Raw genomic sequence first — 12023 nt, 5'->3', positions numbered from 1 at the left:
TCATCCGCGCGTTCCATACCATTCAGTACGAACTGACATGGGCAGCGGTGACGCGCTCGTACGGCAAACTGCCTGCGTTGCTCATCCGCTTGCGCGAGCGGCTCAAGCAGCTCCTCAATGAGAAACGGCCCGGCCGCAGTTGCGCTCGAGCCGTCAACTCGCGACCGTTTCGTTATACCGTTCGTGTCCTCAAACGAGACCTTAACTGAACGGCATTACGGCTTTGGCCGCTGTTTTTGCGTTTACAGACGCGCTTTCAGGTACTTCGCCGTGTGACCGGCCGCGGCTTTCGCGACTTCGCGCGGGGTGCCGCAGGCCACCATCGTGCCGCCTTCGTCGCCGGCGCCGGGGCCGATGTCGATCACCCAGTCGCTGTTCGCCGCGACGCGCATGTCGTGCTCCACCACGATCACCGTGTTGCCCGCGTCGACAAGTCCTTGCAGTTGTGTCATCAGCCGGTCGACGTCGGCGGGATGCAGGCCGGTGGTCGGCTCGTCGAGGATATAGAGCGAATCGCCGCGTTGCGCGCGTTGCAATTCGCTGGCGAGCTTGATGCGCTGCGCCTCGCCGCCGGAGAGTTCGGTCGCGGGCTGGCCGAGCCGCAGATAACCGAGCCCGATGTCCCGCAACACGTTCAGCGCGCGCATGACCTGCGGCTCGCTGGCGAAGAATTCGCAGGCGGTATCGACGGTCATCCCGAGCACTTGCGCGATATTCCTGCCGCCCCATTCGATGGCGAGCGTCTCTGCGTTGTAGCGCGTGCCGTGGCAAGTGGAGCAGGGCGCATACACCATCGGCAGGAACAGCAGTTCGACGCTCACGAAGCCCTCGCCCTCGCAGGTCGGGCAGCGCCCCTTCGCGACGTTGAACGAGAAGCGGCCTGCGTCGTAGTGGCGCTTGCGCGCGGCGGGCGTGGCGGCGAAGAGTTTGCGCACATGGTCGAAGAGGCCGGTGTAAGTGGCGAGATTCGAGCGCGGCGTGCGGCCGATCGGCTTCTGGTCGACCCGCACGAGCCGCCGTATCGACGCCATGCCCTCGACGATGTCGCCGCCAGTCGCCTGCGTGGGCGCGGCGAGGAGCGGGTCGAGTTCGTCGTCGGGGTCCGTCGCGATGGCGCGTCCGAGATGGCTCGCGACGAGTTCCGGCAGCGCCTGGCTCACGAGGCTCGACTTGCCCGAACCGGAGACGCCCGTCACGGTCGTGAAGCAGCCGAGCGGAAACGCGGCGTCGAGTTCGCGCAGGTTGTTGCGCGTGATCTTCGAAAGCCGCAGCCAGCCCGAAGGCGCGCGCGGCTCATGCGTCGCGCTCGCGTGCGTGGCGAAGAGATGCTTGCGCGTCTCGGACGCCTCCACCTTCGCGAGCCCCGGCGGCGGTCCGCTATATACGACGTGTCCGCCGTGCTCGCCCGCCGCCGGCCCGACATCGACTAGCCAGTCGGCGCGCCGCATCATGCCGAGATCGTGCTCGACGACGAAAAGCGAATTGCCCGCCGCCTTCAGGCGTTCCAATGCCGCGAACAGCGCTTCGCCGTCGGCGGGATGGAGGCCGGCGGAGGGTTCGTCGAGCACGTACACAACGCCGAACAGTTGCGACGACAGTTGCGTTGCGAGCCGCAGGCGTTGCAGTTCGCCCGACGAGAGCGTCGGCGTCGCGCGATCGAGCGCGAGGTAGCCGAGGCCGAGATCGGTGAGCGTCGTGAGGCGTTCGAGCAGTTCTTCCGCGATGCGCTGCGCCGCGACGCGCTTCTCGTCGGACATGTTCGGCGTGCGCCGCACGTCGGGCGAGGCCTTGTGCGCCGAGCCGCCCGCCGCGACGCGCCGCTCGGTCGCCGCGCGCATCGCGCGGCGGCTGAGAATGGCGTCGTCGATCGCGACGGCGTGCGCGGGCACCTCGCCGCGCGCGATCGGCGCGAGCAAATCGGCGACGCGCGCGAGCGGCATTTGCGAGAACTCGGCGATGTCGAGTCCCGCGAACGTCACCGACAACGCCTCGCGCTTCAGGCGCTTGCCGTCGCACGTCGGGCAGGCGCTGCCGACCATGTATTGCGACACGCGCTTTTTCATCAGCGCGCTTTGCGTGTTCGCGAACGTGTGCAGCACGTAGCGGCGCGCGCCGGTGAACGTGCCCTGATAGCTCGGCTCCAGCTTGCGCTTAAGCGCCGCGCGCGTTTCCTCGGGCGTGAGCCCGGCGTAGACGGGAACCGTCGGCGTTTCGTCGGTGAAGAGAATCCACTCGCGATCCTTCTTCGGCAGATCGCGCCACGGCGTATCGACGTCGTAGCCGAGCGTCACCAGGATGTCGCGCAGATTCTGGCCGTGCCACGCGGGCGGCCACGCGGCGATCGCGCGCTCGCGGATCGTCAGCGAATCGTCGGGCACCATTGATTTTTCGGTGACCTCGTAGATGCGCCCGAGGCCGTGGCACGTCGGGCACGCGCCCTGAATCGTGTTCGGCGAGAAGTCCTCGGCGTAGAGCATCGGCTGCTTCGGCGGATAGTGGCCGGTGCGCGAGTAAAGCATGCGCACGAGGCTCGAAAGCGTCGTCACGCTGCCGACCGACGAGCGCGTGCTCGGCGTGCCGCGTTGCTGCTGAAGCGCGACGGCGGGCGGCAACCCTTCGATCGCATCGACTTCGGGCACGCCGACCTGTTCGATCAGCCGCCGCGCATAAGGCGCGACCGACTCGAAATAGCGCCGCTGCGCCTCGGCATAGAGCGTGCCGAACGCGAGCGACGACTTGCCGGAGCCGGACACGCCGGTGAATACGACCAGCGCGTCGCGCGGAATATCGACATCGACGTTCTTGAGATTGTGTTCGCGCGCGCCTCGCACGCGCACGAAGCCGCGCAGGGTGGGCGCGGTTTTATCGACGGGAAGGGTGTTCATGCATTGCGACGCCAGCAAGTCCCGCACCCGAACCCGACGCCGGGTCGTTTGCGGATATTGACGGGAAGCCCCTATGATTCCTCCACGCATGCATGGCGCGTGCCCAAACCGCCGCCGATGGTGTATTGATGGGACGCACCGTCGCACCGGCATAGAGCGAGGAGCTTCATGTTAGGCAGCCTGATCTCGGACATCCTGTTCGGCTTCACCGGATTGATCAGCATCATCAACCCGCTCGGGGTCGCGTTCGTGTTTCTCGACCGCACGGAAGGGCTCGCGGGCGACGAGCGCGACGCGCTCGCGAAGAAAGTCGCGATCAATTCGGCGTGCGTGCTGCTGGTCGCGTTCTTCCTCGGCACGCCGATCCTGCATTTGTTCGGCATTTCGATGGAGGCGCTGCGCATCGGCGGCGGGCTCGCGGTCGCGGTGAGCGGCTGGCAGATGCTCAACGCGCCCGACGTGCGCACCAAGGAGGCGACGGCGCGCAACGTCGACGCCGACAACGCGATGTCGAAAGCATTCTTTCCGCTGACCATTCCGCTCACCACCGGGCCGGGCTCCATCGCGACCGCCATCGCGCTCAACGCGAACCGGACGCATAAGCTCTCGGAGTTTCTGGTGTCGGCGGTGGCGTCGATCGCGATCTCGGCGCTGATCGCGCTCGCGGTCTATATGACGCTCAGCCACTCGGCGCGGTTCGCGCGCTATCTCGGCATCGACGGCACGAAGGTGGCGATGCGGATTTCGTCGTTCCTGCTCTTGTGCGTCGGCGTGCAGATCATGCTGACCGGCATCTCCGAATTCCTGATCCCGCTTGCGAAGCTGCATTAGCGCTCCAAAAAAACGGGCCGCACGACATCGTGCGGCCCGCTTCGGAGGCTGTAGCGCGCGCCTTAGAACTTGTGGCGCATGCCGATCCGCACGGCGACCTGGTTGTTCGAGCCGGTGCCCGACGTGCCGAAGTAGCTCGTGCTCGAACCGATCTGCGCCTGGACGTCGACGCCATTGTTCGAACCCGACGCATGCTGGTAGATGCCGAGCAGATAGACATCGGTGCGCTTGCTGAGCGCGTAATCGACGCTTGCATCGACTTGCTGCCACTTGCCGTCTGCCGCGTCCGTCAGCTTCATGTAGGTGTAGCCCAGACCGCCCGTGATGGCCGGCGTGAACGCGTACTTGCCGCCCGCTTCATACGCGTTGAGCTTGGACGTCGCGCCCGTGGTCGATTCGAAACGCGTGTTGGTCCAGAGGCCGAACACCGTCGCGCCGCCGAACGCATAGTTCGCGCCGATGCCGAACGTGCGCAGGTCCTTGTTGCCGCCCGTCGCGACGTTCGCCATCGCCGTGCTGAACGCCGGCGTGGACGCGCCGGGGAAACGGATGTCGGTATAGGCCGCGCCGATGCCGAAGCTGCCGAGCTTGTAGTTCAGGCCGAAGCTGTAGGCACGCGACGAACCTTGCGTCGTGACGCCGCCGGCCGTCGTGGTCGGCGAGCCGGCGAACGCGCCCGCCTGGTTCGAGAAGCCGTACATGCCGCCGAACGTCAGGCCGTAGAAGCTCGCGCTGCTGAACTTCACCGCGTTGTTGATGCGGCTCGACGTCAGCTGGTCGACGTCGTTGATGTGGTACGCGTAGTTGCCCGCGACGGTCTGGCCGCCGATCGAGTAGTTCGAGCCGAGATAGTCGGTCGAGAACGAATACTGACGGCCGAACGTGAGCGAGCCGGCGTCGTTCTTCGCGAGACCGACGTAAGCCTGGCGTCCGAACAGCGCGCCGCCCTGGCCGAGCGTGCCGTTGCCGCTATTGAAGCCGTTCTCCAAAACGAAGATCGCCTTCAGGCCGCCGCCCAGGTCTTCCGTGCCGCGCAGGCCCCAGCGGCTGCCTTGCGCGACGCCGTCGTCGTACTTGAAGAGGTGGTCGCTGCCGGTGCGCGTCGCGCTGTTGTTCACGTAGCTGATACCCGCGTCGATGATGCCGTACAGCGTCACGCTGCTTTGCGCGTGCGCGGTCGATGCAAAAGCGGCGAAAGAGGCGAGCGCGGAGGTCGCCAGCAAATTCTTGTTCAAAAACTTTCTCCGGTGAGGGATGGTTCGCGATGTGGTTGATGTCGTCGGCGCCGCGCCGGGCTCTTCGGCCCGTGGCGGCGACGGGCGGAATTTAACGGACGCTCAAGAAAGCAATGTGACAACGCGTTCGACGCGTCCGCGTGTCTCGCGGATGCAACAGCGGGCTTCGGGTTATGCTCGCGACTCGACTTCATGCAAGGAGAAGCACGGAGATGGACGAGAACGGAATCCGCGAACTGGAAGGCCGCCTGCAGCAGGCGATGTTGTCCTCCGACGCCGACGCGCTCGACGCGCTGCTCGCCGACGACCTGAGCTTCGTCGATGCAACGGGCAAGGTGTGGACCAAGGCCGACGACCTGAACGGCCATCGCTATGGGCTTCAGCGCATCGAGCAACTGGACGTGGAAGAGCAGACGGTCCGCGTCTACGAAAAATGCGCGGTGACGGTCACGCGCGTGGCGTTGCGCGGATCGTTCGGCGGCGCGCCGTTCGCCGGCAGCCTGCGTTATACGCGCACGTGGTGCGAGACGGGAGGCGCATGGCGCGTCGTGGCGGCGCAGTGCGGCCTCGTGCCGTTCTGAGCGGCGCGTCGATCGCGTTTAATCCGCGTCTTCGCCGAAAAAGCGCCGGCGCGCGGCCTCGTCGCTCGGCGATTCCGGACCGAGGCCCTGCAGATCGACCGCCCGCGACGGATCGGCGGCGAGCCGCACAAACGCGCGAGCGCGGCGTGCATCGGCGGCCGGGCCGGTCTCGTACATCAGAAGCGTGAGCCAGCCGTGCAGGCGATGCAGCGCGCCGTAGTACGCGTCGTGCTCGGTCGCGTAGGCGTGCGCGGCGGCATCCCAGTCGCCGGATGGCAGAAGGCGGTCGCGCAGCACGCGCGCGTCGCGCAGCGTGAGCGCGAGGCCGCAGCCCCACGCGGGATTGCTGGCCGCGGCGGCATCGCCGATCAGCACGACGCCTTCGCGATACGGATGGTCGACCCACGTGTCCGCGCCCGGATACGCCGCGAGCGGTCCGATGGCTTCGGCTTCCTCGAACCACTCGGGCGGCGCGCCCGTTTCGATGCACGACGTCACGAAGTCGCCGGCATGACCATTGCCGCTCATCGTGCGCGGTGCATTCGCCGATGAATAGACGAAGTACGACCGAAAGCGCCCCTGACCGAGCGGAAAGACGAGCGCCGCGCGCGCTGCGGAAGGCTTTTGCACGTAGTGCACGGTGTCGCCCGGCACCTGCACGCCTTCGTGCAGCACGCCCGCGATCATCAGCGCGTGTTCGTCGCGGCGCACCGTGAAGCCGGCCGCGCTGCGCACTTTCGAGCTTCGTCCATCGGCGCCGACGACCAGCCGCGCCTTCACGCGTTCATCGCCGTGAGCCGTGTGAATCCGGATGAAAGGCGGCGTGCCCGGCTCGACCGCCGTGACTTCCACGCCGCGCCGCACGTGCGCGCCCGCCGACTCGGCGGCGTCGAGCAGCGTGCGCTGCATGTCGGGATGATAGAAGTCGAGGCAGCCGTGGCGGCCGGGCGTCGTCGCGACGAGATCGCGGCAATCGCGCGGCGCGCCGCCCAGATAGCGCTTCCAGTAACGCACGTCGATCGCGCCGGCGCGGTTCAGAAGCGGCTCGATGCCGAGCTTCGCCGCCTCGACGCGTCCCCACGGCAGGAGACCTTCGCCGCGCACGCGATCCTTGAACGCATGCGCGCGCTCGACGACGAGCGTGCGCATGCCGCTGCCGGCGAGCGAACGCGCGAGCGTCGCTCCGGCCAGTCCGCCACCGACAATGGCGACGTCATAGTCGGACGGTGTCAATCGGACGCTCCTTCGGCAGACATGGCTCGCGCCATGCTATGCCGGGGCGTCTTCGCTATGCAATTACCGGGAAGCGTGCGCTCAGGCCGACAGCAGCGAGCCCGTGCGGAATGCCTTCGCGCCGGCGATGCGCGCGACTTCGAGCCCGGCGGTCGCAAAGCGCGTGATGTGCCGCGCGTACATCACGCCGGAGGTCGTGCAATTGAGCGTGGTGACGGTATCGGTGAGCGGATCGACGACATCCGCGATCGCTTCGCCCGCTTCGATGAACGCGCCGACCTTCGCGCGGAACACGAGCACGCCCGACACGGGAGCCACGATCGGCTCGGCGCCCGCGAGCGGCGTCGCCGGGAAGGCGAGCGGCGGCATGGGCGCGGCGGGCGCGTCGATCACCCCGCGATGAATCAGGTAATTGACGATGCCTTGAGCGTCGGCGTTGGCGAAGTCGTAGGAAACGTCGTGCTGGCTGCGCAATTCGACCGTGACCGAGATGCCGCCGTTCGGGATCGGAAAACGCTCGCCGAAGCGCGTGCGCAGGTCGGACCAGCAGAAGCTGTGAATCTCGTCGAACGGATTGCCGACCGAATTCAGCGCGAGCAGTTGCGCCTTCGAATCGAGATGGCGCGCGAGCGGCTCGACTTCTTCCCAGATGTCCGGATTCGTGTAGAGATGCAAGGCGGCGTCGAGGTCGCAATGCAGGTCGAGCACCACGTCGGCGTCGAACGAGAGTTTTTGCAGCGCAAGGCGCAGCGATTCGAGTTCGGTAGCGGGCGTCTGCTCGTCGAGCGCCTCGCGCATCGCGGCGCGCACGGCCCCCTTGTTGGCGTCGATGTCGGCGGTGAGGCGCGCTTCGATGCGCGGCGCGACGAGCGCGGCGAGATCGTGGAAATTGCGGTTGAAGTTGTGGCCGCTGTTCGCCTCGAAGCGGCCGAGCAGCTGGCCGTGCAGCAACTGGTTCAGGCCGATCGGGTTCGGCACCGGCACGATGACCACTTCGCCGCGCAGCTTGCCCGCGGCTTCGAATTCGGCAAGTTGCCGGCGCAGCCGCCAAGCGACGAGCATGCCGGGCAGCTCGTCCGCGTGCAGCGACGACTGGATGTAGATTTTCTGGCCGTCGCCGGGACCGTAATGGAAGCTCGTGATCGAGCGGGCGGTGCCGAGCGTCGGCGAAATCAGCTGATGGGTTCTGGTCTGCATGGTCTTCTGCGCGCGACGCACGCACGGTCGCGCTCTGGATGGTTGCAAGGTGCGGAGGGCGATTGCGCCGGTGTCTCGGGCCGGCCACGCGCTTCCGACGTTCGATCTTAGCTGAAAAAAGGCCGCGGACAAGCCCGAAAGGCGCCGCGCCCCAAGCAAAACGGGCTCCGCGCCAAGCGCGGAGCCCGTTGCCGTGAAGCGTCAGCCGCGTTGGGCGGCGTCGGCTTTAGCCGCCGTAGACGTCGAAGTCGAAGTATTTCTTTTCGAGCTTCTTGTACGTGCCGTCCTTGATGATGTCGGCGATCGCCTTGTCGATGCTCTTCTTCAGGTCGGTGTCTTCCTTGCGCAGACCGATGCCGGCGCCGTTGCCGAGCGTCTTCGGATCGTCGATGTTCGAGCCTGCGAAGTCGAAGCCCGCGCCGCGCGGCGTCTTCAGGAAGCCGATTTCAGCCTGCACCGCGTCTTGCAGCGCGGCGTCGAGACGGCCCGCGATCAGGTCGGCGTAGACCTGGTCCTGGTTCTGGTACGGCGTGACCGTCACGCCTTTCGAGGCCCAGTAGGTCTTCGCGTAGGTTTCCTGGATCGTGCCCTGTTCGACGCCGACCGTCTTGCCGGCGAGGCTTTCAGCCGTCGGCTTGATGTTGCTGCCCTTCTTCGCGACGAGGCGCGTCGGCGTGTTGAAGAGCTTGCTCGAGAACGCGACTTGTTCGGCGCGTTGCGGCGTCATCGACATCGACGAGAGCACGCCGTCGAACTTCTTCGCCTTCAGGGCCGGGATCATGCCGTCGAAGTCGTTCTCGACCCACACGCACTTCGCCTTCAGGCGGGCGCAGATTTCGTTGCCGAGATCGATGTCGAAGCCAACCAGCTTGCCGTCCGGACCCTTCGATTCGAACGGGGGATAACTTGCGTCGACGCCGAAGCGGATCGTCGAATAATCCTTGGCTTGTGCGGCGGTGACGGCGGTGAGCGACGTGACTGCGATAAGGGACATCGACAGGGCGGCAAGCAGTTTTTTCACTGTTTTAAACTCCAGAGGGTGGTCTTTACATCCCGGCAGGTCTCGTTTCCGGGTCGGCGGCGCGAGTTGCGCCGCACGGTTGCTATTCCGAGGATCGTGTCCTGTCAGAATCCGCAGCAGATTAACATCCCAAAATAGTTGCGGAGTTAGTGAAAGCCCCGATGGCGCAGCTTTAGAGGCAATCCTCGCGCGGCGCACGCAGGATGTGGCGTTTTGACACCCGGTTGCGCCGCGCGCGGCCCTTCATGCAAGCGCGGCGTAATGTTCGATGGCCGCGCGCGCGCCGTCTTGCAAGCGGACGACGGCAGCCTGAAGCGGACGCCGGAAGTCGTCGCGGCGGGCGAGCCCGGGCGGGAAGACTTCATTGATCGCGAGCATCGCTTCGACGAGTTGCGCCGGCTCGTCGGCGATGCTTGCCGTCAGCCGCGCGGCCATCGGATCGCTGATTTCGTAGCGTGTGCCGTCGTCGGCGCAGCCGCGCAGGAACACGAGCCACGCGGCGACCGCGAGCGCGAGGCGTTCGATCGACCGACCCGCGTTCAGGCGCGCTTCGATCGTCGCGAGCAGACGCGGCGGGATCTTCTGACTGCCGTCCATCGCGATCTGCGCCGTGCGGTGTTTGAGCGCCGCGTTCGCGTAGCGCGCGAGCAGCGCGTCGCGGTATGCGAGCACATCGAAGGAAGGCGGCACGTCGAGCGTCGGCGCGATTTCCTGCGTCATCATCGCGTGGATCAGCTTCTTCAGCGGCGCATGCGCGATCGCTTCGTCGATAGTGACGAAGCCCGCGAGCATCGACAGATAGGCGAGCGTCGAATGCGTGCCGTTGAGCATGCGCAGCTTGGCGATCTCGAACGGCATCACGTCGTCGACGAGTTGCGCGCCGGCCGTCTCCCACGCGGGGCGGCCGGCCGGAAAGCGGTCTCCGATCACCCACTGGCGAAACGGCTCGCACGGGACCGGCGCGGCGTCTTCGACCTTCAACGCATGCGACGCGGCTTCGCGGTCGGCATCGGTGGTCGAGGGCACGATGCGATCGACCATCGTCGAGGGAAACGCGACGTGAGACTCGATCCAGTCGGCGAGCGCGGCGTCGCGGGCTCGTGCAAAAGATACGACTGCCTGCTTCAAAGCCGCGCCGTTGTGCGAGAGGTTGTCGCAGGACAGCACGGTGAAGGGCGGCGTGCCAGCGTCGCGTCTTTGCCGGAACGCGGCGGCGAGGATGCCGGGCACGGTCGAGGGTGCATCCGGATTCGCCAGATCCCGCGTGATGCCTTCGTGCCGAAGGTCCACGTCGCCGGTCGTCGTATCGCGGCAGTAGCCTTTCTCGGTGACCGTCAGCGAGACGATCCGCACGTTTTCGTCGGCGAGCAGCGCGAAGAGGCGTGCGCGGTCGTGCGGCATTGCGAGCACTTCCTTCAGCGCGCGAATCACGGTGACGCGCACGCCGTCCGGCCCGCGTTCGACCACGCTGTACAAGCCATCCTGCGCCATGAGTGCGTCGCGTTTGGCGACGTCGCCTTGCAGCGTCACGCCGCAGATTCCCCACTCGCCGCCCGCCGCGAGCATTGCCTCTTCCGTATAGACGGCTTCGTGCGCGCGATGAAAATTCCCGATCCCCAGATGCACGATGCCGATCCGCGGTTCGCGCCATTCCGGCGAAAGCGTGTGCGGTTTCAATGAAGCAAGCGCGGCGCGGCAAAGCCTTGATTTTTCGGTCATTTTCGAACTCGAAGGGCGGGAATACCCGCAGTTGACGATTGAATATACTTGTATGGTAGCATCGGTTCCAACGACTGCCACTCAAGGAAATCCCCATGAAAATCGTCCGCGCCGATGTGATCGTCACCTGTCCGGGGCGCAACTTCGTCACGCTGAAAGTGGTCACGGACGAGGGCGTCTACGGCATCGGCGACGCCACGCTCAATGGTCGCGAACTCGCGGTCGCTTCGTACCTGAAGGATCACGTGTGTCCGCTCTTGATCGGGCGCGATCCGGGACGCATCGAGGACATCTGGCAGTTTCTTTACAAGGGCGCGTACTGGCGTCGCGGCCCGGTGACGATGAGCGCCATCGCCGCCGTCGACATGGCGCTCTGGGACATTCTCGGCAAGGTGGCGAATCTGCCGCTGTACCGGCTGCTTGGCGGCGCGTCGCGCGAAGGCGTGATGGTCTACGGCCACGCGACGGGCCGCGACATCCCCGAAGCGCTCGACCGCTATGAAGAGCACCTCGAACAAGGCTACAAGGCGATCCGCATCCAGTGCGGCGTGCCGGAGATGCGCTCGGTGTATGGCGTGTCGAAAGGCAGCGGCATGTACGAGCCCGCGACGAAAGGCGCGGTGGAAGAGCAGAGCTGGTCGTCGGAAAAGTATCTCGACTTCGTGCCGAAACTCTTCGAAGCCGTGCGCGACAAGTTCGGTTTCGATTCGCATCTGCTGCATGACGTACATCACCGCCTGACGCCGATCGAAGCGGCGCGGCTCGGCAAATCGGTCGAGCCGTATCGCCTCTTCTGGATGGAAGACCCGACGCCCGCCGAGAATCAGGCGGGCTTCCGGCTGATCCGCGAGCATACGGTCACGCCGATCGCGGTCGGCGAAGTGTTCAACAGCATCTGGGACTGCAAGCAGTTGATCGAAGAACAGTTGATCGACTACATCCGCGCGACGCTCACGCATGCGGGCGGCATCACGCATCTGAAGCGCATCGCCGATTTCGCTTCGCTCTATCAAGTGCGAACGGGGTGCCACGGGCCGTCGGATCTCTCGCCGGTCTGCATGGGCGCGGCGCTGCACTTCGACCTGTGGGTGCCGAATTTCGGCGTGCAGGAATACATGGGCTTTCCGAAGGAAGCGCTCGACGTCTTCCCGCATGCGTGGACTTTCGATCGCGGCATGATGCATCCGGGCGAGGCGCCGGGCCATGGCGTCGATATCGACGAGGAAGCGGCCGCGCGCTATCCGTACGACCCGGCGTATCTGCCGGTCGCGCGGCTGGAAGACGGCACGCTGTGGAACTGGTAAGCACTCGCACGTCAAGC

At 65.9% G+C, this 12023-nt stretch carries 9 protein-coding genes and 1 pseudogene; 4 read left to right on the top strand and 6 right to left on the bottom strand.

Going from position 1 to position 12023, the window contains the following annotated elements; translation table 11 throughout:
- A pseudogene (locus AWB66_RS34375) lies at nt 1-209 on the top strand (IS4 family transposase); the annotation flags it as partial.
- Nucleotides 210-242: 33 nt separating this feature from the next.
- Here the strand turns inward: AWB66_RS34375 and AWB66_RS16615 are convergent.
- Nucleotides 243-2885 (bottom strand): excinuclease ABC subunit UvrA, encoded by a 2643-nt coding sequence (locus AWB66_RS16615; RefSeq protein WP_087631180.1) that lies wholly within the window; start codon nt 2883-2885, stop codon nt 243-245.
- A gap of 168 nt (nt 2886-3053) precedes the next feature.
- On the opposite strand from AWB66_RS16615, the gene AWB66_RS16610 reads away from it, so the two are divergent.
- On the top strand, nt 3054-3716 hold the full coding sequence (locus tag AWB66_RS16610; protein WP_087631181.1) for a MarC family protein: 663 nt from the start codon (nt 3054-3056) through the stop codon (nt 3714-3716).
- A 62-nt stretch (nt 3717-3778) separates the two neighbouring features.
- Here AWB66_RS16610 and AWB66_RS16605 read toward each other — a convergent pair whose 3' ends face one another.
- A complete protein-coding gene (locus AWB66_RS16605; RefSeq protein ID WP_087631182.1) occupies nt 3779-4951 on the bottom strand; it encodes a porin in 1173 nt (390 codons plus the stop codon).
- Nucleotides 4952-5163: 212 nt separating this feature from the next.
- Here AWB66_RS16605 and AWB66_RS16600 point away from each other — a divergent pair, with 212 nt between their 5' ends.
- Nucleotides 5164-5532 (top strand): nuclear transport factor 2 family protein, encoded by a 369-nt coding sequence (locus AWB66_RS16600; protein ID WP_087631183.1) that lies wholly within the window; start codon nt 5164-5166, stop codon nt 5530-5532.
- An 18-nt stretch (nt 5533-5550) separates the two neighbouring features.
- Here AWB66_RS16600 and AWB66_RS16595 read toward each other — a convergent pair whose 3' ends face one another.
- The 4 genes from AWB66_RS16595 to AWB66_RS16580 all read right to left on the bottom strand — a co-directional run bounded on the left by AWB66_RS16595 (nt 5551) and on the right by AWB66_RS16580 (nt 10702).
- On the bottom strand, nt 5551-6765 hold the full coding sequence (locus AWB66_RS16595; RefSeq protein ID WP_087631184.1) for an FAD-dependent oxidoreductase: 1215 nt from the start codon (nt 6763-6765) through the stop codon (nt 5551-5553).
- Between the two features lie 81 nt (nt 6766-6846).
- Nucleotides 6847-7962: a succinylglutamate desuccinylase/aspartoacylase family protein gene (locus AWB66_RS16590; RefSeq protein WP_087631273.1), complete on the bottom strand. Its 1116-nt coding sequence runs from the start codon at nt 7960-7962 to the stop codon at nt 6847-6849.
- A 226-nt stretch (nt 7963-8188) separates the two neighbouring features.
- Nucleotides 8189-8983, bottom strand: a complete 795-nt coding sequence (locus tag AWB66_RS16585; RefSeq protein WP_087631185.1) for an ABC transporter substrate-binding protein — start codon at nt 8981-8983, stop codon at nt 8189-8191.
- A gap of 243 nt (nt 8984-9226) precedes the next feature.
- Nucleotides 9227-10702: a mannitol dehydrogenase family protein gene (locus AWB66_RS16580; protein WP_087631186.1), complete on the bottom strand. Its 1476-nt coding sequence runs from the start codon at nt 10700-10702 to the stop codon at nt 9227-9229.
- 95 nt (nt 10703-10797) lie between these two features.
- Between AWB66_RS16580 and manD the strand changes: the two genes are divergently transcribed.
- Nucleotides 10798-12006 carry a D-mannonate dehydratase ManD gene (gene manD, locus AWB66_RS16575; protein WP_087631187.1) on the top strand — a complete coding sequence of 403 codons (1209 nt, stop codon included), beginning with the start codon at nt 10798-10800 and terminating at the stop codon, nt 12004-12006.
- Nucleotides 12007-12023: the final 17 nt, after the last annotated feature.

It is taken from the genome of Caballeronia telluris, from assembly GCF_001544495.1.
GTDB classification, from domain to species: Bacteria; Pseudomonadota; Gammaproteobacteria; order Burkholderiales; family Burkholderiaceae; genus Caballeronia; species Caballeronia telluris.
Note: the sequence above shows the minus strand (reverse complement) of the source record. Positions and strands in the feature narration are given on the sequence as shown.